We start from the raw sequence: 22,562 nt of genomic DNA, 5'->3' as shown, positions 1-22,562 counted from the left end.
CGCCAGCCGGTAACGGTGTTTACGACGGAGGTCACGGAGTTTCAGGAAATAACAACGAATCTCGCAATAAATGATCGTTCCCGCGACGGCGGGTAAAGCCGATGCGGTTGAAATACTCCAGGATCTGGATCGCCAGCTTGCGGCCCACGTTCAGCCGGTCGCGGAAATCCGCTGCGCAGGTCGAACCGCGCGCCTGATCCAGCTCGCGGATCAGGTTGGCAAACGCCACAATACGATCGTTACGGTAATAACGATCTTTTACGATCGAGACTATCAGTCCCTGCTGCGCCGCATGGCGCAATACCTGACGCATCACCTGCTCATCGGTGTTGGTTTCCCTGGCCAGATCGCGAACCCACCACGGCTCATCACCAAACAGCGTGGCGACTTTTTGCCATATCGCCTCTTGCTCTGCGGTGAACCCGGCCTTGTGATCCGGCAGATGCAGCCAGCCGTGGTGGCTTTTAATCACCCCGCTTTCGCGCATGTTTTCAATCAGCAGCAGCACCAGCGCGTCGTCTTCCATCGGCAGCGCCATGCGTCGCAGACGCTCACGGCCCGGGCCTGGCTCGTCCTGATGCTGTTCATGGTACGTCGTCAGCGTATTCAGTATCTTACGCTGCCAGTGTGCCGCAACCGGGGCATTAAGCAGACTGTTTCCAGCCTGAATAAAGCCCGGCTGCTGGGTCAGCTGGATTAGGCCTTCCTCGCTCAGCTGGCGTGCCCATGCAAAATCACGCAGACTTACCGCACCGCGATCGAGATGCACCCGCAGCGCGGCGTTATCATCGCTGGCCTGCGCCAGCGCGGCCAGCCACTGCAGATATTCCGGCTTACGCTTGCCGCGTCGGGGTGGGTTAAGCGCCACCACGCGCGCGCCTGCCAGCGTTTCCCTTGCAGAAATGTCACGCAGTACCAGACGATCGTTATCTGCCAGCCAGAGCGGCGAATCGAATACCAGTTCGGCAAGGTCGTTTTCCAGCAGCGACACGCGCCCGGTGATATGGCTGGCCGCGTGGTGAATATGCAGCGGCTGCCACTGGGTCAGCGGCATGTGTGTCTGCAGGGAAACAATGACGCGTTCAGACGGTTCCGGCGGGGCATCGGCCAGCAGCCAGTCGCCGCGGTTAAGCTGCTCTTTTTCTGCATCCCCGGCAATGTTCAGCGCGATACGCTGTCCGGCATGGGCACGTTCAGCGGGCTGGTTTTGCGCGTGCAGCCCGCGCACGCGCATCGGTTTGTTCACGCCCGTCAGCCAGAGCGAATCTCCCACGCTGACTTCACCACTCAGCGCCGTACCGGTAACCACCAGACCCGCGCCTTTGACAGTAAACGCCCGGTCGATCGCCAGACGGAAGCGGTGATGGCTGGCGTGATTGCGCGACGAAAGCTGCTGTAAGTGGTGGCGAAGTTCATCGATACCCCGTCCTTCTGTCGCCACGGTGACAAAAAGCGACGCGTCGGCAAAACCATATTCCCGCAAGGTCGCCTGGACCGTTTCACGTACCTCGCTGACGCGTGCGTCATCCACGCGATCGGCTTTGGTCAGCGCCACGGTCAGCTGCGGGTTGCCGGTCAGTTGCAGGATCGCCAGGTGCTCACGGGTTTGCGCCATGACGCCATCATCGCAGGCCACCACCAGCAGGGCATGATCGATGCCTCCCACTCCCGCCAGCATGTTGGACAGAAACTTTTCATGCCCCGGAACATCTATAAAGCCCAGCACGCGGCCATCAGGCTGGGGCCAGTAGGCATAACCAAGATCGATGGTCATGCCGCGCTTTTTCTCTTCCGGCAGGCGGTCGGCGTTAATGCCAGTAATCGCCTGCAGCAACGTGGTTTTTCCGTGGTCGACATGACCGGCGGTGGCAATAATCATTTCAACAACATCTCCAGAAATCGCTCTTCATCTTCAAGGCAGCGCAGATCCAGCCACATTCGGCCGTCGTAAATCCGCCCGATAACCGGCGCAGGCAGGCCACGCCAGCGCGACGACAGGGCGTCAAGATGGCTGCCGCGCCCGTCACGCGGGGTGAACGTGAGTGCTTCACTCGGCAGCCTGTCCACCGGCAGCGAACCGCTGCCAATCTGCGACTGGCAGGGCTCAATGCGAACGTCAAAATCGGGGTAGTGCGGGGCAATGCGCGGCAGCAGCAGTTCGGCCTGGGCGCGAATCGAGGCGGCATCGCGGCTTAACAGGCGCAGCGTGGGCAGGCGGTCGGCCAGTTTTTCCGGATGGAGATAGAGCCGCAGCGTCGCCTCCAGCGCGGCAAGCGTCATTTTATCGGCGCGCAGGGCGCGCTTGAGCGGATGCTGCTGCAGCTGTGCAATCAGCTCGCGCTTGCCGACGATAATCCCGGCCTGCGGCCCGCCAAGCAGCTTGTCACCAGAAAAGCTGACCAGGCTAACGCCCGCCGCAATCATCTCCTGCGGCATCGGCTCTTTCGGCAGCCCGTAAAGACTCAGATCCACCAGCGAGCCGCTGCCAAGATCGGCAATTACCGGGATATCCAGCTCACGCCCTATTTCCGCCAGCTCCGCCTCTTCAACCGTTTTGGTGAAGCCTTCAATATGGTAATTGCTGGTGTGGACCTTCATCAGCAGGGCGGTATTTTCATTCACCGCCGCGCGATAATCTTTCGCATGGGTGCGATTGGTGGTGCCCACTTCATGTAGCGTGCAGCCTGCCTGGCGCATCACGTCCGGGATACGAAACGCTCCGCCAATCTCCACCAGCTCGCCGCGGGAAACCACCACCTCTTTGCCGCTGGCGGTGGCCGCCAGCATCAGCAGCACCGCGGCGGCGTTGTTATTCACAATGCAGGCATCTTCCGCGCCGGTCAGCTGGCACAGCAGCTCCGCCAGCGCCCGGTCGCGGTGCCCGCGTCCGGCGCCGTCCAGATCGTACTCCAGCGTCACGGGCGCTCGCATGGCCTGTACAACCGCCTCGACAGCCTCTTCTGCCTGCTGCGCGCGGCCCAGGTTGGTATGCAGTACGGTACCGGTCAGGTTAATCACCGGGCGTAACGCGCTTTGCGCTTTCTCATCCAGCCGGCGTTCAACTTCCTGCTCCCACGCCGTGCACCAGTCGGGCAAGACGTTTTCTGACTGAATAGCGCATCGGGCTTCGTCCTGAAGCAGGCGTAACATCTCCACCGTCGCGGTATGGCCGAAGCGCTCAACAACAGCATGAATGCGGGGCTCGCGAAGGAGACGGTCGATAGCGGGGATCTGGCTGTACAGCGAATGATGAGTAGTCATGAAAGCGCCTGGCGAGTAAATATCTTCCCCCCTCCCGACGGGAGAGGGAGTTAACATGTGGAGGGATTGTACCGCCTCCGACGCCGAAGTGTTATAACCCGCGTCAAGCCTTTGGCGGTTCTGTACGGGCAAAGCTCTCGCGGCTAAACAGCGTGTCTGCCAGTTTCACCAGCAGCGGACGGTCGACGCACCAGCCCGGGGAGACGCGGCGGAAGTTGAGATAGCCGATGGCGCAGGCGATGGCGATGGTCCCCAGGTTCAGGCTGTCGGGGTGAATCTTACCCTCCCGGATAAGCTGCTCGCACCTGTCCAGGCTGCGGCTGATTTTTTCCCGCTGGCGTAACAGTTCCGTTTCCGACTGCTGGGCGGCGGGTCTGGCCTGTTCCCGTACGGAGGTTAACGCCGCATCCATAATGCCATCGGCCAGGGCTTCGATTTGCTTCACTGCCAGCGCCGCTTTTGGGTCAGCCGGCAGCATGGCCGGGGCAACGCCCAGCAGCTCGATATACTCGGCAATTATCGGGGAATCGAACCAGTATTCGCCCTCGTCCGTCACCAGCGCCGGGACTTTCCCCAGCGGGTTGTACTGCGCAACGCCGTTTTCCGCGTTGTAGGGCTGTTCATTAATGAATTCAAATTCAATCCCCTTCTCCAGCAGGAGAATCGAGATTTTTCGCACGAAGGGACTGGTATAGCTGCCGATGACTTTCATTGCCTGATCCTTGATGCCGGAAAAAAGTCAGTATGGATCAAGCGATGAAAAAAGGGCAGGTCTGCATGTCGCATTCCTGCCCTGGAAGGATTAGTGATCGAGGTAGAGGTAGTGCATCCAGCTGGTCATACGCAGCAATACTTTACGCATGACCGAGACGTGGGCGAAGTGGTCCGAATAGACCGCCACCTGGGCAAAAATACCGTCTGGCAGCGCATCGACCTCCGCGTTAGGGTTCAGCTCAATGATGGCCTGCACACCATCACTACCCGGAGTGACCGTCAGCGACTGCAGCGCGCCCTGCGCCTGATAGGTCCCCCCCGGCACCACCGGCAGAATACTGGTGAGCTTCCCGGAGAACACCTGGCCCGGCAGCGCGTTAAACACCACTTCCGCTTCATCACCCGGCTTCAGACGCAGCAGCGAGTTCTGACGGAACTGGGCCACAATCTGACGCTTCTGTTCAGGGATAAAGACCATCACCGGACGCAAAGGCAGCGCGGCGGCATAGGTCCCCGGACGGATCAGCACCTGGGTGATGTAACCATTGCTTGGCGCACGCACCACGGTCTGATCCAGATTGTATTTGGCTTCGGCAAGCTGGGCGCGCAAGGAGGCAATCTGCGACTGTTCACCGTTCACCATGCTGTCTAACTGGCTTTGGATCTGCACCTGTTCAGCCACGGAGCCTTTCACCAGCGCATCCTGCGCGAGATAGTTCTGCCGCGCGTTGTCGATATCGCTTTCAGAGAACGGATTCACCTTCGCCTGGCTGCCTTTCAGGTAGCGCTGATAATCTTTATAGAGGCGATCGCGTTCAGCGGAGACGCGCGTGGTATTGGCAACGGCTTCCGCCAGCTGCGCTTTCAGATTATCGATATTGTGCGTCGCGGTTACCAGGTCGGCCTGAAGTCTGTCGACGCGCGCCTGATAGCGGCCTGGATCCAGTTTAAATAACACTTCGCCTTTTTTAATGAGCTGGTTATTTTTATCGGTCACTTCGCTGACCACACCGGTCACCTGCGGCGTGATTGGAATAGAAATAACCGCTTTTTGCGCCGTAAAGGTATACGGGTGGTTATAGTTCATTAACAGAATAAGTCCGGCAACAATAAATACGCCGCCTAATGTTGCGGTGGCAAGCGTCCACTGGTTGACCGGAATTCGGAATATTTTAAAGATGGCCCAGGCAAATGCCACGTAGGTCAAAATAATCAACAGATCCATGATTAGCGCTCCAGCGTGTTCTTATCAGCAGCAGGCTTTACCGCGGCCAGCTTTTGTTCGAGTTCCGCCACGCGTTTGGCGAGCGCATCCATGCCCGGGACCTCATCAGGCTTTGTAATGTGGTTTTGCATACCCCAGCCACGATCTTCGCGGTACAGGGTGGCCCAAATCCACAGGAACGGCCAGATGGCATGGAGCGTAAACAGGCTAATCCACCCTGCCGTGTGAATTGCATCGGCATGCGGATGGTTACGCTTTTTGGCCATATTGTAAGGGATGTCATGAATGGCGATGATTCCGTAAAACAGAACCAGAAATACAAAAATCAATACGCCCAGCGCAAAATAGTTGAGAAACATATTCTCCTCACTTAAACAACGTCAACTCATTAAATTAATAAAACGGTACGCAACCTAATTAATTTTTATAAACACGGGGTTGTGTTCATTATTCCCAGGGCCGGGAAGTATGTATTTTTATAATATCTCCATGCAAGTTTATAAGCGTGTCAAAATATATCCTGAATAATAATAGACTTAACCTTACAATATGAGCGTAATCCACCTTTTAACTTTTCGCCATACCACACATGAAAAGTGGTTTTTTAGCTTATCGTGTCGTGCAATATCATCCTGGCGCTGAATCGCGAATCAGAGTTTGCCGCCGATCACAGCCGGAGAAATCCGCATAAAAATATTTTGTGAAATCAGTCACAATCCAGAAACAAACACATAAAACCAAAACGTGACAAACATCACAGAAAAGGGTGGTTTTTGCCGTATTTCTCGCCATCGTATTTTTTTTGCACACCTGTTTTGTGATTAAGATCACCTCATTGATGTCCACACCCCCTACATTTACGTGACATGTGTCACACAAATTTTCGCTGTCTGGACAGTTGAACGATTCAGTGCCAGATTTCACAGCATCAGAACAGGGTCCGGCTACCTCTGCCGCCTCATTAACAATAAACCTCGGGCCACAAGCCTAAGCGTAAACAGAAGAAGGGGTGTTTTATGTCATCCGATTTCAAGATCAAAGTTCAAAGCTTTGGTCGTTTCCTCAGCAACATGGTGATGCCAAATATCGGCGCGTTTATCGCGTGGGGTATCATCACCGCATTGTTCATTCCGACAGGGTGGTTGCCTAACGAAACGCTGGCGAAACTTGTTGGCCCAATGATTACCTATCTCCTGCCGCTGCTCATCGGTTTCACCGGGGGTCGTCTGGTGGGCGGTGACCGTGGTGGCGTCGTGGGTGCTATCACCACCATGGGTGTTATCGTCGGTGCGGATATGCCGATGTTCCTCGGGGCGATGATTGCCGGTCCTCTGGGCGGCTGGGCGATTAAGAAATTCGACGTCTGGGTTGATGGTAAGATCAAATCCGGCTTCGAAATGCTGGTGAACAACTTCTCTGCGGGCATCATCGGGATGATCCTCGCCATTCTGGCGTTCCTCGGCATTGGCCCTGCGGTTGAAGTGCTGTCTAAAATTCTGGCGGCAGGCGTTAACTTCATGGTTGCGCACGACATGCTGCCGCTGGCGTCTATCTTTGTTGAACCGGCGAAAATCCTGTTCCTGAACAACGCCATCAACCACGGCATCTTCTCGCCGCTGGGTATTCAGCAGTCTCACGATCTCGGCAAGTCTATCTTCTTCCTGATTGAAGCCAACCCAGGCCCAGGTATGGGTGTTCTGCTGGCGTACATCTTCTTTGGCCGCGGCAGCGCAAAACAGTCTGCTGGCGGTGCGGCGATCATCCACTTCCTGGGCGGTATCCACGAAATTTACTTCCCTTACGTGCTGATGAACCCACGTCTGATCCTGGCCGTTATCCTCGGCGGTATGACCGGTGTGTTCACCCTGAGCGTGCTGGGCGGCGGTCTGGTTTCTCCGGCCTCTCCGGGGTCTATCCTGGCGGTACTGGCGATGACGCCAAAAGGGGCTTACTTCGCAAACATCGCGGCGATCTTTGCGGCAATGGCCGTCTCCTTCGTGGTCTCTTCAATCCTGCTGAAAACCAGCAAAGTGAAAGAAGATGATGACATCGAAGCCGCAACACGTCGTATGCACGACATGAAAGCAGAATCCAAAGGCGCGACGCCACTGGCAGCAGGTGATGTCTCTAACGACCTGAGCCACGTACGTAAAATCATCGTTGCCTGCGATGCCGGTATGGGTTCCAGCGCAATGGGTGCAGGCGTGCTGCGTAAGAAAGTGCAGGATGCGGGCCTGACCAACATTTCCGTGACTAACAGCGCCATTAACAGCCTGCCGCCGGATGTTGACCTGGTTATCACGCACCGCGACCTGACCGAACGCGCCATGCGTCAGGTACCACAGGCACAGCACATTTCGCTGACCAACTTCCTCGACAGCGGCCTGTATACCAGCCTGACCGAACGTCTGGTTGCCGCGCAGCGTCACGAAGACAACGAAGTGAAAGTGCGCTCCAGCCTGCAGGACAGTTTTGACGAGAGCAACGCCCACCTGTTTAAGCTGGGTGCGGAAAACATCTTCCTCGGTCGTACCGCGGCCACTAAAGAAGAAGCGATTCGCTTTGCCGGTGAGCAGCTGGTGAAAGGCGGCTACGTTCAGCCTGAATATGTCGACGCGATGCTGGAACGCGAAAAACTGACCCCGACCTATCTGGGCGAATCCATCGCGGTGCCGCACGGTACGGTTGAAGCGAAAGATCGCGTCCTGAAAACTGGCGTCGTATTCTGTCAGTACCCGCAGGGCGTTCGCTTCGGTGAAGAAGAAGACGACATCGCCCGTCTGGTGATTGGTATCGCCGCTCGCAACAACGAGCACATTCAGGTGATTACCAGCCTGACCAACGCGCTGGATGATGAGTCCGTCATTGAGCGTCTGGCCAACACCACCAGCGTTGAAGAAGTTCTGGCTCTGCTTAACAAATAACGGTACTCCTCCCTCTCCCCCCGGGGAGAGGGCTAGGGTGAGGGGAAAACGTTCCTCACCCCAGCCCTCTCGGGTAAAAACATTGATGAAGGTTAACACTATGAAAGCATTACATTTTGGCGCAGGTAATATCGGTCGTGGTTTTATCGGTAAACTGCTGGCAGACGCGGGCATTACCCTGACATTCGCCGATGTGAATCAGGTTGTCCTGGATGCCCTGAATGCCCGTCATAGCTATCAGGTCCATGTGGTCGGTGAAAACGAGCAGGTTGAGACGGTATCTGGCGTCAACGCGGTCAGCAGCATCGGCGACGACGTTATTGACCTTATCGCCAGCGTCGATCTGGTTACCACCGCCGTGGGTCCGGTTGTGCTTGAGCGCATCGCCCCTGCGGTCGCGAAAGGCCTGGCAAAACGTAAAGCGCAGGGTATCGATACCCCGCTGAACATCATCGCCTGTGAAAACATGGTGCGCGGCACTACGCAGCTGAAAGGCCACGTGCTCAACGCTGTGGCAGACGAAGACAAAGCCTGGGTTGAAGCGCACGTGGGTTTTGTGGATTCCGCCGTGGATCGCATCGTTCCGCCTTCCGAATCCGCAACCAACGATCCGCTGGAAGTGACCGTAGAAACCTTCAGCGAGTGGATCGTCGATAAAACCCAGTTTAAAGGCGCGCTTCCGACCATTCCGGGAATGGAATTAACCGATAACCTGATGGCATTTGTCGAACGCAAACTCTTCACGCTGAACACCGGGCATGCTATAACCGCGTACCTCGGAAAATTGGCCGGTCATCAGACCATTCGTGACGCGATCCTCGATGAGAAGATCCGCGCAGTGGTAAAAGGGGCAATGGAAGAGAGCGGCGCGGTGCTGATCAAACGCTACGGTTTTGATGCTGAGAAACACGCAGCATACATCCAGAAAATCCTCGGTCGCTTTGAAAACCCGTATCTGAAAGATGACGTTGAGCGCGTGGGCCGTCAGCCTCTGCGCAAACTGAGCGCGGGCGACCGCCTGATTAAGCCGCTGCTGGGCACGCTGGAATACGGCCTGCCGCACGCCAACCTGGTGAAAGGGATTGCCGCCGCAATGCACTACCGCAGCGAACAGGACCCGCAGGCGCAGGAACTGGCTCAGCTGATTGATACCAAAGGCGCACAGGCTGCGCTGGCGCAGATTTCCGGTCTGGACGCCAACAGCGACGTGGTTGTGGAGGCGGTTAACGCATACAACGCAACCAAATGATGCACAGTGAGGCGCAGGTTAGCCTGCGCCCGGATAACAGATTGTCAGATATGCAGGCAATAATGGAACAAACCCAGGCCTTTGAAAATCGTGTGCTTGAGCGTCTGAATGCTGGCAAAACCGTACGAAGTTTCCTGATTGCCGCCGTCGAGCTGTTAACCGAGGCGGTGAATATCCTGGTGCTTCAGGTGTTTCGCAAAGACGACTACGCGGTAAAATATGCTGTAGAACCGTTACTGGACGGAGACGGACCGCTGGGCGATTTATCCGTGCGTCTGAAGCTGATTTATGGTCTTGGCGTGCTGAACCGACAAGAGTATGAAGATGCGGAGCTGTTAATGGCGCTGCGCGAAGAACTCAATCATGACGGTAACGAGTACACCTTTACCGATGATGAGATCCTGGGGCCCTTCGGCGAGCTGCACTGCGTCACCGCTCTGCCCCCTGCTCCCCATTTTGATAACAGCGACCCTGAGCTCTACGCGATGCAAAAGCTGCGTTATCAACAGGTTGTCCGTTCCACGATGGTTCTCTCCCTGACTGAGCTGATTTCACGAATCAGCTTAAAAAAAGCGTTTCAGAAGTAAGCCTGCTCACATTGGTGTATCCTTCCCTGTAAATTCCCCGTTTTCAGAGTTATTTGTCATGAAAGAAGTCGAAAAGAACGAAATTAAACGCCTGAGCGACCGCCTGGATCTGATCCGTCACCAGATGGCGGGCCTGTCACTGGTCGATTCCGCCGAGAAGTACGCCGAGCTGGAAAAAGAGGTCGCCACGCTGGAAACAGAAATCGAGCGCCTGCGCGAAGTGAAAGGCCAGAAGCTGAGCAAAGAAGCGCAGAAGCTGATGGACATGCCGCACCGTCGTACGATCACCAAAAAAGAACAGGCCGACATGGGCAAGCTGAAGAAAAGCGTCCGTGGTCTGGTAGTGGTACACCCGATGACCGAGCTTGGCCGCGAAATGGGCCTGAAAGAGATGACGGGTTTTTGTAAGACCGCGTTCTGATACTTATCCCCCTCACCCTAACCCTCTCCCCAAAGGGGCGAGGGGACTGTACGGTGCGGTTTTCTCCCTCTCCCCGTGGGAGAGGGCCGGGGTGAGGGCATCAGGCCCCACCCCGCCTCAAATTGGCCCAACCAATCCCCCTTTTCTTTCTCCCCTGGTTCACAATTCCATTATTTCCGCTCACAAAATCATTGCTAGCTCATAACATCTGGTTAACCATTCATTGTCATTAACCCTACAACACAACATTGGCAGGACCACTTTTACACAGACTGTGATGCAGAGATGAGCGGAGACTCACCCGCAGCGCAGGCTGTCTGGTCCCCAGGAGACCTGCATGAGCCTCTGGCAACAAAACTACGACCCGGCCGGCAATATCTGGCTGTCGAGCCTGATCGCATCGCTTCCGATCCTGTTCTTCTTCTTTGCGCTGATTAAGCTCAAGCTGAAGGGCTACCTTGCCGCGACGTACACCGTCGCCATCGCCCTGCTGGTGGCGCTGCTCTTCTACAAAATGCCGGTCGATCGCGCGCTGGCCTCCGTCGTCTACGGTTTCTTCTACGGCCTGTGGCCGATTGCGTGGATCATCATCGCCGCGGTCTTTGTCTATAAAATCTCGGTGAAAACCGGGCAGTTCGACATTATCCGCTCGTCAATCCTCTCCATTACGCCGGACCAGCGCCTGCAGATGCTGATTGTCGGCTTCTCCTTCGGGGCGTTTCTGGAAGGTGCGGCAGGCTTTGGCGCACCGGTGGCGATCACCGCCGCGCTGCTGGTGGGTCTGGGCTTTAACCCACTCTATGCTGCGGGCCTGTGCCTGATTGTGAACACCGCGCCGGTGGCGTTTGGCGCGATGGGTATTCCGATTCTGGTGGCCGGACAGGTCACCGGGCTGGACAGCTTTGAGATTGGCCAGATGGTCGGCCGCCAGCTGCCGTTCCTGACCATTATCGTCCTGTTCTGGATCATGGCGATTATGGACGGCTGGCGCGGCGTGAAGGAGACCTGGCCTGCGGTGATGGTGGCGGGCGGTTCGTTCGCTATCGCTCAGTACCTCAGTTCGAACTTCCTCGGCCCGGAGCTGCCGGACATCATCTCTTCGCTGGTCTCGCTGGTCTGTCTGACGCTGTTCCTGAAACGCTGGCAGCCGGTGCGTATTTTCCGCTTTGCCGACATGGGCGCCTCGCAGGTCGATCAAACCCTGGCCCGTACAGGCTATACCGCAGGCCAGGTAATCCGCGCCTGGTCGCCGTTCCTGTTCCTGACCGCCACCGTGACGCTATGGAGCATCCCGCCGTTTAAAGCTCTGTTCGCCCCGGGCGGGGCGCTGTACGACATGGTGATTAATATTTCCGTGCCGTTCCTCGACAAAATGGTCGCCCGTATGCCGCCGGTGGTGCACGCCGCCACGCCGTATGCCGCGGTCTATAAATTCGACTGGTTCTCCGCCACCGGGACCGCCATCCTGTTTGCCGCTATCCTTTCCGTGGTATGGCTGCGCATGAAGCCTGCGGCCGCGGTGCAGACCTTTGCGGCGACCGTTAAAGAGCTGATGCTGCCGATCTACTCCATCGGCATGGTGCTGGCGTTCGCGTTTATCTCGAACTACTCCGGCCTGTCATCAACGCTGGCACTGGCGCTGGCGCATACCAGCCACGCCTTCACCTTCTTCTCGCCGTTCCTCGGCTGGCTGGGGGTGTTCCTGACCGGTTCCGATACCTCGTCGAACGCCCTGTTTGCCGCACTGCAGGCAACGGCAGCCCAGCAGATTGGCGTATCGGACGTCCTGCTGGTGGCCGCGAATACCACCGGCGGCGTGACCGGGAAAATGATCTCGCCACAATCCATCGCCATTGCCTGTGCGGCGGTGGGACTGGTCGGTAAAGAGTCGGACCTGTTCCGCTTTACCGTGAAACACAGCCTGATATTCACCTGCATGGTGGGGGTGATCACCACCCTGCAGGCCTATGTCTTAACCTGGATGATCCCATGATAGTGATGCCCAGACGCCTGTCCGACGAGATTGCCTCTCGCGTGCGGGCGCTGATTGAAGAACAACAGCTGGAAGCGGGCATGAAGTTGCCCGCCGAACGCCAGCTCGCCGCCCAGCTTGGCGTGTCGCGCAATTCACTGCGCGAGGCGCTGGCGACGCTGGTCAGCGAAGGGGTGCTGGTAAGCCGTCGCGGCGGCGGCACCTTTGTACGCTGGCAGCATGACGACTGGTCCGAGCAAAACATCGTTCAGCCGCTGAAGACGCTGATGGAGAACGACCCGGACTACAGCTTCGACATCCTTGAAGCGCGTCACGCCATCGAAACCAGTACCGCCTGGCACGCGGCCATGCGGGCAACCGACGCCGACAAAGAGAAACTCATCGCCTGCTTTGAGGCCACGCAAAGCAGCGATCCGGATATCGCCTCCCAGGCGGACGTGCGTTTTCACCTGGCGATTGCCGAGGCGTCGCACAACGTGGTGCTGCTCCAGACCATGCGCGGGTTCTTCGACCTGCTGCAATCCTCCGTGAAGCAGAGCCGCCAGCGCATGTATCTGGTTCCGCCGGTGTTTGCCCAACTGACCGAACAGCACGAGGCGGTGCTCAACGCCATTCTGGCCGGTGATGCCGAGGCCGCACGCAAAGCGATGATGGCGCATCTCGGCTTCGTGCACACCACCATCAAACGATTCGATGAAGACCAGGCCCGACAGGCGCGTATTACCCGTCTGCCTGGCGACAGTGATATTTCCAGGGAGAACAAAGCATGATTATTTCAGCAGCCAGTGACTATCGCGCCGCGGCGCAGCGCATTTTGCCGCCGTTCCTGTTCCACTACATCGACGGCGGGGCGTATGCCGAATACACCCTGCGCCGCAACGTGGAAGATCTGTCGGAGGTGGCTCTGCGCCAGCGCGTGCTGAAGAATATGTCTGACCTGAGCCTTGAGACAAAACTGTTCAACGAAACGCTCTCCATGCCGGTGGCGCTCGCGCCTGTAGGCTTATGCGGGATGTATGCCCGCCGTGGCGAAGTGCAGGCGGCCGCGGCGGCGGATGCCAAAGGCATTCCGTTTACCCTCTCTACCGTCTCGGTTTGTCCGATTGAAGAGGTCGCCCCGACCATCAAGCGGCCGATGTGGTTCCAGCTGTACGTCCTGCGCGATCGCGGCTTTATGCGTAACGCGCTCGAGCGCGCTAAAGCGGCGGGCTGCTCCACGCTGGTCTTTACCGTCGATATGCCGACCCCCGGCGCGCGCTACCGCGATGCGCACTCCGGCATGAGCGGCCCAAATGCGGCGCTCCGCCGCTACTGGCAGGCGGTAACGCATCCACAGTGGGCGTGGGACGTCGGCCTGAACGGTCGTCCACACGATCTGGGGAATATCTCGGCGTATCTGGGTAAACCCACCGGGCTGGAGGATTATATCGGCTGGCTGGCGAACAACTTCGATCCATCCATCTCCTGGAAAGACCTGGAGTGGATCCGCGAATTCTGGGACGGCCCGATGGTGATCAAAGGGATCCTCGACCCGGAGGATGCCCGCGATGCGGTCCGCTTTGGCGCAGACGGGATTGTGGTCTCTAACCATGGCGGACGCCAGCTTGACGGGGTGCTCTCCTCCGCCCGCGCCCTGCCGGCCATCGCCGATGCGGTGAAAGGCGATATTGCCATCCTGGCCGACAGCGGCATCCGCAACGGGCTGGACGTGGTGCGCATGATTGCGCTGGGCGCCGACAGCGTGCTGCTGGGACGCGCGTATCTGTACGCCCTGGCGACGGCCGGCCAGGCAGGCGTGGCGAATCTGCTTAACCTGATCGAAAAAGAGATGAAGGTGGCGATGACGCTGACCGGTGCGAAAACCATTAGCGAAATCAGTAAGGATTCCCTGGTGCAGGAGTTAAGCAAATTACCGGCAGCGCTGGCTCCCCTTGCTCAGGGAAACGCGGCCTGACCTTCTCCGGTTACTCCCCCTTTCTCATGCGCCCGAAGTCCCCCTCGGGCGCTTTTTTATGCCAAAAATAACATCCAGATAACATATTGGATAAGAAAATTTGACATCCACCTGCCGCACGCAATTGTATAGACAAGCAAATACAAGAACACAAAAACAACATCAGATCGGAGTGGAGCGTATGGCGTATTCAGGTAAGGTGGATATTCAGCAGGTGATCGACGACAGTCGCTTTTCAGGGTTTCACTGGCTGCTCATTGTGCTGGGCTTTCTGGTTCTGGCGATCGATGGCTTTGATACGGCAGCGATGGGTTACATCGCGCCTACCCTGTCGGCAGAATGGGGGATACACAAACAGGATCTGGGGCCGGTGCTGAGCGCAGCGCTGCTGGGGCTGTCGCTGGGCGCGCTGATTGCCGGTCCGGTATCTGACCGGATGGGGCGCAAGCGGGTGCTGGTCTTTTCGTGCCTGTTCTTCGGCCTTGCGAGCCTGGGCACGGCCTGGGCGCAAAGCCTCAATACCCTGACGCTGTGGCGCTTTCTGACGGGCCTGGGGCTCGGCGCCGCCATGCCGAACGCCATTACGCTGATCTCCGAGTTTGCCCCCCAGCGCTGCCGCGCCATGGCAATTAATACCATGTACTGCGGCTTCCCTCTGGGTGCGGCGGGCGGCGGCGCGATCTCGTCCTGGCTTATCCCCCACCACGGCTGGCGAAGCGTGCTGCTGACCGGCGCGATTGCGCCGCTGATTTTAACGCTGCTGCTGGCGCTGTTTTTACCGGAGTCCGTGAAGTTTCTGGTGCAGCGCGGGAGAGACGTCATGCAGGTCCGCCGCATTGCCAGCCGGTTTGCCCGCGGCACGCTGGAGAGCGTCTCGGGCTTTTTCCTGGCGGAGGAGAAAATCGCGTCTAAAAAAGGGAGCGTGTCGCAGCTGTTTTCCATGCCCTGGCTGCCCGGCACCCTGATGCTGTGGGTGACCTACTTTATGGGGCTGGTCATCTACTACGTTCTGCTAAGCTGGATGCCGACGCTGATGCAGGGGATGGGTTATGCGCTGGCTGAATCCGCCTGGCTCACCTCGCTGTTCACCTTCGGCGGCACCGCCGGCATCCTGCTTGCAGGTTGGATGATGGACCGCTGGGAAGCGCACAGGGTGGTTGCGTGTGGTTTCGTGCTAACGATGGGCCTTATTCTTTTGCTCGGCATTGAGCATAACCATATCGCCCTGTTTGGCGGGTTGATTTTCCTGATGGGGATCGCGATGAACGGCGCGCAGTCGGGCATGCAAACCCTGGCCGCCACCTTTTACCCTACCGAGTGCCGCGCGACGGGTATCGCCTGGATGCAGGGGATCGGCCGCTTTGGTGGCGTGGCGGGAACCATGACCAGCGCGCAGCTTCTTTCGATGCAGTGGCAGGCAGACAGTATTTTAATGATCCTCAGCGTGCCCGCCCTGGTGGCCGCTGCGGCAACCGTCTACAAAATGCTGTACAGCCGCTCGCAGGAACCCGGCGTCGCGTAGTTCCTCTCTTTTCTGCTATTCTGCCCCCGCAATTAAGGGGGCAGCATGCTTAACATCGTTTTATTCGAACCAGAAATTCCGCCAAATACCGGCAATATCATCCGCCTGTGTGCCAACACCGGTTTTCGTCTGCATATCATTGAGCCGATGGGCTTTACGTGGGACGACAAACGTCTGCGTCGCGCAGGGCTGGATTATCATGAATTTACCGCCGTCGTTCGCCACCACGATTACGCCGCGTTTCTGGAAGCCGAGCAGCCGCAGCGCATGTTCGCCCTGACCACCAAAGGCACGCCAGCACACAGCGCCGTGAGCTATCAGGCAGGTGACTATCTGATGTTTGGCCCGGAAACCCGCGGCCTGCCGGCCACGATCCTGGATGCCCTGCCCGCCGAGCAGAAAATCCGTATTCCGATGATGCCGGACAGCCGCAGCATGAACCTGTCGAACGCGGTGTCGGTCGTGGTGTATGAAGCCTGGCGCCAGCTGGGTTACCCGGGCGCCATTCTCAGAAGTTAAATGCCGTCACCATACTCGAAGGTATGGTGAATGCCGTTGAAGTGCTGATCCATGTCCATGGACGGCTTATCGCTGTCTGGTTTACCGACGATGCGCGCCGGTACGCCAGCGGCGGTGGTATGCGGTGGCACAGGCTGGAGCACCACGGAGCCTGCGCCGATCTTCGCGCCGCGCCCGACTTCGATATTGCCGAGGATCTTGGCGCCCGCGCCAATCATCACCCCTTCACGAATTTTTGGATGGCGATCGCCGCTGGTTTTACCGGTACCGCCCAGGGTGACCGACTGCAGGATCGAGACGTCATCTTCAATCACCGCCGTTTCCCCGACGACAATCCCGGTAGCGTGGTCGAGCATGATCCCGCGGCCAATCTTTGCCGCCGGGTGAATATCGACTTGGAAGGTCACGGAAACCTGGTTTTGCAGGAAGATCGCCAGCGCGCGGCGGCCTTCATTCCACAACCAGTGGCCGATGCGGTAAGCCTGCAGGGCATGGAAGCCTTTCAGGTACAGCAGTGGCGTAGAATATTTATCGACCGCCGGGTCACGCGTGCGCACGGCCTGGATATCGCATGCGGCAGAGGCGATCATTTCCGGGTCTGCGGCGTAAGCCTCTTCCACCACCTCACGAATGGCGATAGCAGGCATAATCGAGGACGCCAGCTTGTTGGCGAGCATATAGCTGAGCGCGCTGCCGAGGTTTTCGTGCTTGAGTAGCGTTGCGTGGTAGAAACTGGCCAGCATAGGCTCGCAGTCGGCCAGCGCCCGGGCTTCGGCTTTAATATTGTTCCAGACGATATCCAGTTCTTCACACGGCATTGCTTACTCCAGACGATAGTTAATGACCAGCCAGTTCTGCGCTGGCTGGGTCATTCAGATGACAACGGTTCCGACTAGTTACTGCTGCGCTCGTCCTTGCGCGCACGACCTAATAAGGTCAATGCTGCCTCGCGCGCATTTTTTCCGCAATACAATACCTGATAAATTTCCTCGGTTATTGGCATTTCGACACCGAAACGGTGTGCCAACTCGCGGACTTCTTTGGTATTGCGGTAGCCTTCAACCACCTGACCAATCTTCTCCTGCGCGCCTTTTACATCGCTGCCCTGTCCGAGCATCATGCCAAAGCGGCGGTTACGAGACTGGTTGTCGGTACAGGTCAGCACCAGGTCGCCCAGGCCTGCCATCCCCATAAAGGTGGCCGGATCGGCACCCAGCGCTTCGCCCAGGCGGGACATTTCGGTCAGCCCGCGGGTGATCAGCGCCGTACGCGCATTGGCACCAAAACCAATGCCGTCTGACATCCCGGCGCCAATCGCAATCACGTTCTTCACCGCCCCGCCCAGCTGCACGCCGATAAAATCGGGGTTGCTGTAGACGCGGAAGCTCTTGCCGCAGTGCAGCAACTGTTGAAGATCGTCGGAGAAGGCCTGGTCGGTTGAGGCCAGCGAAATCGCCGTCGGCAGGCCAGCGGCCAGCTCTTTGGCAAAGGTCGGGCCGGAGATGACCGCCAGCGGGATCTCATCACCCAGCGCTTCGCGGGCAACGTCCTGCAGCAGGCGTCCGGTTTCGGCCTCCAGTCCTTTTGTCGCCCAGACAATGCGCGCATCCGGGCGCATCAGCGGCTTAATCTGACGCAGTACGTCGCCAAAGACATGGCTCGGAACCACAATCAGAATGTTGCGGCTGGCCGCCAGCGCGGTCGCAAGGTCGCTTTCAAGGTGCAGGGAGTCAGGGAACGGAACGTCCGGGAGAAACGCGACGTTGCAACGATCGCGCTGCAGCGTAGCGATATGTTTTGGGTCGTGGCCCCACAGGACCACGTCGTGACCATTTCTTGCCAGCGTGATAGCAAGAGCGGTGCCGTATGAACCGGCACCGATCACAGTCATTGACGCATTAACAGTGCTCATCAGGCATCCTGATGTTGTTCAGCACCTTCGCCAGCCTGCTGCTGCAGATAGTTCATGAACAGCGCATCAAAGTTAACTGGCGCAAGGTTCAGTTGCGGGAATGTACCGCGAGAAACCAGGCTGGTGATGCATTCACGTGCATACGGGAACAGAATGTTCGGGCAGTACGCACCCAGGCAATGCGCCATCTGGTTGCCTTCGATACCGCCGATAGAGAAGATGCCGCCCTGCTGTACTTCACACAGGAATGCAGTTTCTTCGCCCAGAGACGCGGTAACGGTCACACGCAGCACGACTTCATACACGTCATCTGCCAGTTGGGTAGATGCGGTATCCAGATCAAGTTTAACCTCTGGCTGCCAATCTTTCTGGAAAACGTGTGGCGCATTTGGCGCTTCGAAAGAGACATCCTTGGTGTAGATACGCTGGATCTGGAAAGTCATTTCGGTGTTGTTTTGTTCTGACATGGAAATACCCTTTTTAATTGTCCTAAAGTCTCTTAGCTCAGCAGCGGATCGAGTCCACCACGGGCGTCGAGCGCATACAAGTCATCACAGCCGCCAATGTGCTGCGCATCAATAAAAATCTGTGGAACCGTCGTACGACCACTACGTTGGATCATCTCTTCGCGTTTAATCGCGTCACCGTCGATCGGCAGTTCCTGGAACGTGACGCCTTTGCTGTTCAGCAGCGCTTTCGCACGATGGCAGAACGGGCACGTCGCTTTGGTATAGATCTCAATATGGGCCATGACTGAACTCCTTATTTACCGCGCACCAAAGGAAGATTTTCCCCGCTCCAGCCGGAAATACCTTCTTTCAGCACCGTTACGTTTTCGAAGCCTGCTTTATGAAGCGCGCTGGCAGATTCCTGTGCCTGCATGCCGGTCGCATCCACAACGATAATCGGCTGGGCTTTGTGTTTTTCAAGCTCACCGACGTTGTTCGCTTTGATTTCAGCTGGCAACAGGTTGATTGCGCCCGCAATGTGACCTTTGCGGAAATCGTCACGCTGACGCAGATCGACAACGACGGCATCTTCTTTGTTAATCAGACGCGTCGCTTCACCACGGGTGATAACCTTAATCTTAGACGTCAGGCTCTTAAATGTGGTGAACAGCACAGCAGCCAGCAGGCCAATCCACGCGATGCTCAGAACCGGATGGCGGCTAACGAATTGCATAATTTCTTGCATGGAGGGTAACTACTCCCGACTAAGTGATAAAAAAAACCAGGACAGGAGTATACCTGTGCGTTCTGGCAAATACAGCCAGCGACCCTAACCTAATCCATTTTCTGCGGCATGCCACCTAAAAAAATGCCTCAAAATGGTCTGGTCAGCACCTTGCCCCTGCGCTTTCTTTGATCTTCTGCGGCTATTTGATCGATTCAGCTGTAGTAAAATTACGCAAATTTTGACTCTTGAGCATGAGGTTGTCGCAATGTCGGTTTCTAAAAAACCTATGGTACTGGTGATTCTGGATGGCTATGGCTACCGTGAAGACAGCCAGGATAACGCTATTTTCAACGCCAAAACCCCGGTCATGGATGCCCTGTGGGCAAAACGTCCGCATACGCTGATTGACGCGTCTGGCCTGGAAGTGGGTCTGCCGGACCGCCAGATGGGCAACTCCGAAGTCGGTCACGTTAACCTGGGCGCCGGGCGTATTGTGTACCAGGACCTGACGCGTCTGGACGTTGAAATCAAAGAACGCACCTTCTTCTCCAACCCAACGCTGTCTGGCGCGGTTGATAAAGCCGTTGCCGCTGGCAAAGCCGTTCACATCATGGGCCTGCTCTCTGCAGGCGGCGTTCACAGCCACGAAGATCACATCATGGCGATGGTTGAGCTGGCCGCTGAACGCGGTGCGGAAAAAATCTATCTGCACGCCTTCCTGGACGGTCGCGACACGCCACCACGCAGTGCAGAAGGCTCCCTGAAAGCCTTCGAAGACAAATTCGCCGCGCTGGGTAAAGGCCGCGTTGCCTCCATCATTGGTCGTTACTACGCCATGGACCGCGACAACCGCTGGGATCGCGTTGAACAGGCCTATGACCTGCTGACCCTGGCAAAAGGGGAATTCCAGTTCGCGACCGCCGTTGAGGCCCTGCAAGCGGCTTATGCACGTGATGAAAATGACGAATTCGTGAAAGCGTCCGTAATCCGTGCTGAAGGCCAGGCTGATGCCGCCATGGAAGACGGCGATGCGCTGATCTTCATGAACTTCCGCGCTGACCGCGCGCGCGAAATCACCCGTGCGTTCGTCAACAGCGACTTCGACGGTTTTGCCCGTAAGAAAGTGGTGAAACTCGACTTCATCCAGTTGACCGAATACGCGGCAGACATCAAAGCCCCATGCGCGTATCCACCCGCCTCGCTGGCCAATACCTTCGGCGAGTGGATGGCGAAGAACGACAAAACGCAGCTGCGTATCTCTGAAACCGAGAAGTACGCGCACGTCACCTTCTTCTTTAACGGCGGCGTTGAAGAGCCGTTCAAAGGCGAAGACCGCATTCTGATCAACTCCCCGAAAGTCGCCACTTACGATCTGCAGCCAGAGATGAGCTCTGCAGAATTGACTGAAAAACTGGTTGCGGCCATCGAGAGCGGTAAGTACGACACCATCATCTGTAACTACCCGAACGGCGATATGGTCGGTCATACCGGGGTGATGGAAGCGGCAGTGAAAGCGGTTGAAGCGCTGGACCACTGCGTTGAGCAGGTTGCGAAAGCGGTTGAGTCCGTTGGCGGCCAGCTGCTGATCACCGCGGATCACGGAAACGCTGAACAGATGCGCGACCCGGCGACCGGCCAGGCGCACACGGCCCATACCAACCTGCCTGTTCCGCTGATTTATGTGGGTGATAAATCACTGAAAGCAGTGGAAGGCGGCAAGCTTTCTGACATCGCACCAACCATGTTGTCGCTGATGGGGATGCCGATCCCTGAAGAGATGACTGGTAAGCCGCTGTTCATCGTGGAATAATCGCTCCCCATGAGGGGAAAGGCGATTTTTTCAATCACATGGGTCGTGAAGCCGCTTAGGTTATCAGTCAGACCTCTGTTTTACGCCAGCGCACTCAGCGCTGGCGTATTGCTGTGCGCCGCATCCGCCCATGCGGATGACCGCGACCAGCTGAAATCTATTCAGGCCGATATCGCCGCCAAAGAGCGTGCGGTGCGCCAGCAGCAGCAGCAGCGCTCCACCCTGCTCGCCCAGCTTAAGCAGCAGGAAGAGGCGATCTCCGCCGCCACGCGTAAACTCCGTGAAACGCAAAACACCCTCGCCCAGTTGAATAAACAGATCGACGAGATGAACGCGTCAATTGCCAAACTGGAGCGCCAGCGCGATGCGCAGGAGCGCAATCTTGCCGCACAGCTTGATGCCGCATTCCGTCAGGGTGAACATACCGGACTCCAGCTGATCCTCAGCGGCGAAGAGAGCCAGCGCGGCCAGCGCCTGCAGGCCTACTTTGGCTATCTCAACCAGGCGCGTCAGGAGACGATCGCGCAGCTGAAGCAGACGCGCGAAGAGGTCTCCACGCAAAAAGCCGAGCTGGAAGAGAAGCAGAGCCAGCAGCAGACGCTGCTCTACGATCAGCAGGCCCAGCAGGCGAAGCTTGAGCAGGCCCGCAACGAGCGTAAGAAAACCCTTTCCGGCCTTGAATCCTCCATTCAGGAAGGCCAGAGCCAGCTGAGCGAAATGCGCGCCAACGAATCCAAACTGCGTAACAGCATCGCCCGGGCGGAAGCGGCGGCGAAAGCGCGCGCCGAAAAAGAGGCGCGCGAGGCGCAGGCCGTTCGCGACAAGCAGCAGGAAGCGTCCCGCAAAGGGACCACCTACAAGCCAAGCGAAAGCGAACGTTCCCTGATGTCGCGTACCGGCGGTTTAGGCTCGCCTCGCGGTCAGGCTTTCTGGCCCGTTCACGGTTCAATTCTGCATCGCTATGGCGAACAGCTGCAGGGTGAGCTACGTTGGAAAGGGATCGTTATCGGTGCGTCTGAAGGTAGCGAAGTGAAAGCCATTGCCGATGGCCGCGTGATTCTGGCCGACTGGCTGCAGGGTTACGGACTGGTGGTGGTGGTCGAACACGGTAAAGGTGATATGAGTCTTTACGGCTACAACCAGAGCGCGCTGGTCAGCGTCGGCACACAGGTGCGCGCCGGCCAACCCATCGCCCTTGTGGGCAGCAGTGGCGGTCAGGGCCGCCCGTCACTCTATTTCGAAATTCGTCGTCAGGGTCAGGCGGTCAATCCACAGCCGTGGTTGGGAAGATAAGT

General features: G+C 57.5%; 21 protein-coding genes. 11 read left to right on the top strand and 10 right to left on the bottom strand.

The genetic code is table 11. The annotated features are described in order from the left end of the window. Window positions 1-31: 31 nt before the first annotated feature. From selB to DOU50_RS22580, 5 genes are all read right to left on the bottom strand, one after another. Window positions 32-1,879, bottom strand: coding sequence for a selenocysteine-specific translation elongation factor (gene selB / locus DOU50_RS22600; protein ID WP_148770350.1), 1,848 nt, complete (start codon window positions 1,877-1,879; stop codon window positions 32-34). After that, window positions 1,876-3,261: an L-seryl-tRNA(Sec) selenium transferase gene (gene selA / locus DOU50_RS22595; RefSeq protein ID WP_148770349.1), complete on the bottom strand. Its 1,386-nt coding sequence runs from the start codon at window positions 3,259-3,261 to the stop codon at window positions 1,876-1,878. Before selA ends, selB begins: the two co-directional genes overlap by 4 nt. A 103-nt stretch (window positions 3,262-3,364) precedes the next feature. Then, window positions 3,365-3,973, bottom strand: coding sequence for a glutathione S-transferase (locus DOU50_RS22590; RefSeq protein ID WP_148770347.1), 609 nt, complete (start codon window positions 3,971-3,973; stop codon window positions 3,365-3,367). Between the two features lie 90 nt (window positions 3,974-4,063). Then, the gene (locus DOU50_RS22585) at window positions 4,064-5,200 is read right to left on the bottom strand and encodes an HlyD family secretion protein (protein ID WP_048992837.1); all 1,137 of its coding nucleotides are present in this window, start codon (window positions 5,198-5,200) and stop codon (window positions 4,064-4,066) included. Between the two features lie 2 nt (window positions 5,201-5,202). Then, the gene (locus DOU50_RS22580; protein ID WP_024906600.1) at window positions 5,203-5,559 is read right to left on the bottom strand and encodes a DUF3302 domain-containing protein; all 357 of its coding nucleotides are present in this window, start codon (window positions 5,557-5,559) and stop codon (window positions 5,203-5,205) included. A gap of 657 nt (window positions 5,560-6,216) precedes the next feature. Here DOU50_RS22580 and DOU50_RS22570 point away from each other — a divergent pair. The 9 genes from DOU50_RS22570 (at window position 6,217) to trmL (ending at window position 16,369) form a co-directional block, all read left to right on the top strand. Continuing rightward, entirely contained in the window at window positions 6,217-8,124 is a 1,908-nt protein-coding gene (locus DOU50_RS22570) for a PTS mannitol transporter subunit IICBA (protein ID WP_024906601.1), read from the top strand. Between the two features lie 100 nt (window positions 8,125-8,224). Next, window positions 8,225-9,373 carry a mannitol-1-phosphate 5-dehydrogenase gene (gene mtlD, locus DOU50_RS22565; protein WP_148770344.1) on the top strand — a complete coding sequence of 383 codons (1,149 nt, stop codon included), beginning with the start codon at window positions 8,225-8,227 and terminating at the stop codon, window positions 9,371-9,373. Next, on the top strand, window positions 9,370-9,960 hold the full coding sequence (gene mtlR / locus DOU50_RS22560) for a mannitol operon repressor MtlR (protein WP_032645094.1): 591 nt from the start codon (window positions 9,370-9,372) through the stop codon (window positions 9,958-9,960). The genes mtlD and mtlR overlap by 4 nt, the downstream gene beginning before the upstream one ends. Before the next feature lie 58 nt (window positions 9,961-10,018). After that, on the top strand, window positions 10,019-10,381 hold the full coding sequence (locus DOU50_RS22555) for a YibL family ribosome-associated protein (protein WP_048992832.1): 363 nt from the start codon (window positions 10,019-10,021) through the stop codon (window positions 10,379-10,381). A gap of 337 nt (window positions 10,382-10,718) precedes the next feature. Continuing rightward, window positions 10,719-12,374 carry an L-lactate permease gene (gene lldP / locus DOU50_RS22550; protein ID WP_148770342.1) on the top strand — a complete coding sequence of 552 codons (1,656 nt, stop codon included), beginning with the start codon at window positions 10,719-10,721 and terminating at the stop codon, window positions 12,372-12,374. Then, a complete protein-coding gene (gene lldR / locus DOU50_RS22545) occupies window positions 12,371-13,144 on the top strand; it encodes a transcriptional regulator LldR (RefSeq protein ID WP_023294814.1) in 774 nt (257 codons plus the stop codon). The genes lldP and lldR overlap by 4 nt, the downstream gene beginning before the upstream one ends. After that, window positions 13,141-14,328, top strand: coding sequence for a quinone-dependent L-lactate dehydrogenase (gene lldD / locus DOU50_RS22540; protein ID WP_023334042.1), 1,188 nt, complete (start codon window positions 13,141-13,143; stop codon window positions 14,326-14,328). The genes lldR and lldD overlap by 4 nt, the downstream gene beginning before the upstream one ends. Before the next feature lie 181 nt (window positions 14,329-14,509). Further along, window positions 14,510-15,850: an MFS transporter gene (locus DOU50_RS22535; protein WP_148770340.1), complete on the top strand. Its 1,341-nt coding sequence runs from the start codon at window positions 14,510-14,512 to the stop codon at window positions 15,848-15,850. A gap of 45 nt (window positions 15,851-15,895) precedes the next feature. Then, window positions 15,896-16,369, top strand: a complete 474-nt coding sequence (gene trmL, locus DOU50_RS22530; RefSeq protein WP_109845874.1) for a tRNA (uridine(34)/cytosine(34)/5-carboxymethylaminomethyluridine(34)-2'-O)-methyltransferase TrmL — start codon at window positions 15,896-15,898, stop codon at window positions 16,367-16,369. On the opposite strand, the gene cysE is transcribed toward trmL, so the two are convergent. The 5 genes from cysE to DOU50_RS22505 all read right to left on the bottom strand — a co-directional run bounded on the left by cysE (window position 16,366) and on the right by DOU50_RS22505 (window position 19,475). Continuing rightward, window positions 16,366-17,187 (bottom strand): serine O-acetyltransferase, encoded by an 822-nt coding sequence (cysE, locus tag DOU50_RS22525; RefSeq protein ID WP_008502718.1) that lies wholly within the window; start codon window positions 17,185-17,187, stop codon window positions 16,366-16,368. The two genes, trmL and cysE, sit on opposite strands and share 4 nt — an antisense overlap. A gap of 74 nt (window positions 17,188-17,261) precedes the next feature. Further along, window positions 17,262-18,281 (bottom strand): NAD(P)H-dependent glycerol-3-phosphate dehydrogenase, encoded by a 1,020-nt coding sequence (gene gpsA, locus DOU50_RS22520; RefSeq protein ID WP_032650747.1) that lies wholly within the window; start codon window positions 18,279-18,281, stop codon window positions 17,262-17,264. Further along, entirely contained in the window at window positions 18,281-18,748 is a 468-nt protein-coding gene (gene secB, locus DOU50_RS22515; RefSeq protein ID WP_003860835.1) for a protein-export chaperone SecB, read from the bottom strand. Before secB ends, gpsA begins: the two co-directional genes overlap by 1 nt. Before the next feature lie 32 nt (window positions 18,749-18,780). Further along, entirely contained in the window at window positions 18,781-19,032 is a 252-nt protein-coding gene (gene grxC / locus DOU50_RS22510; protein WP_008502715.1) for a glutaredoxin 3, read from the bottom strand. Between the two features lie 11 nt (window positions 19,033-19,043). Next, entirely contained in the window at window positions 19,044-19,475 is a 432-nt protein-coding gene (locus DOU50_RS22505) for a rhodanese-like domain-containing protein (RefSeq protein WP_023309913.1), read from the bottom strand. A gap of 247 nt (window positions 19,476-19,722) precedes the next feature. On the opposite strand from DOU50_RS22505, the gene gpmM reads away from it, so the two are divergent. After that, window positions 19,723-21,267, top strand: a complete 1,545-nt coding sequence (gpmM, locus tag DOU50_RS22500; protein ID WP_148770338.1) for a 2,3-bisphosphoglycerate-independent phosphoglycerate mutase — start codon at window positions 19,723-19,725, stop codon at window positions 21,265-21,267. 33 nt (window positions 21,268-21,300) lie between these two features. After that, window positions 21,301-22,560: a murein hydrolase activator EnvC gene (gene envC, locus DOU50_RS22495; RefSeq protein WP_265589658.1), complete on the top strand. Its 1,260-nt coding sequence runs from the start codon at window positions 21,301-21,303 to the stop codon at window positions 22,558-22,560. Window positions 22,561-22,562: the final 2 nt, after the last annotated feature.

Source organism: Enterobacter sp. C6, from assembly GCF_008122455.1.
Taxonomy (GTDB): Bacteria; Pseudomonadota; Gammaproteobacteria; order Enterobacterales; family Enterobacteriaceae; genus Enterobacter; species Enterobacter pseudoroggenkampii.
This window is presented reverse-complemented; position numbering and strand designations above follow the sequence as displayed.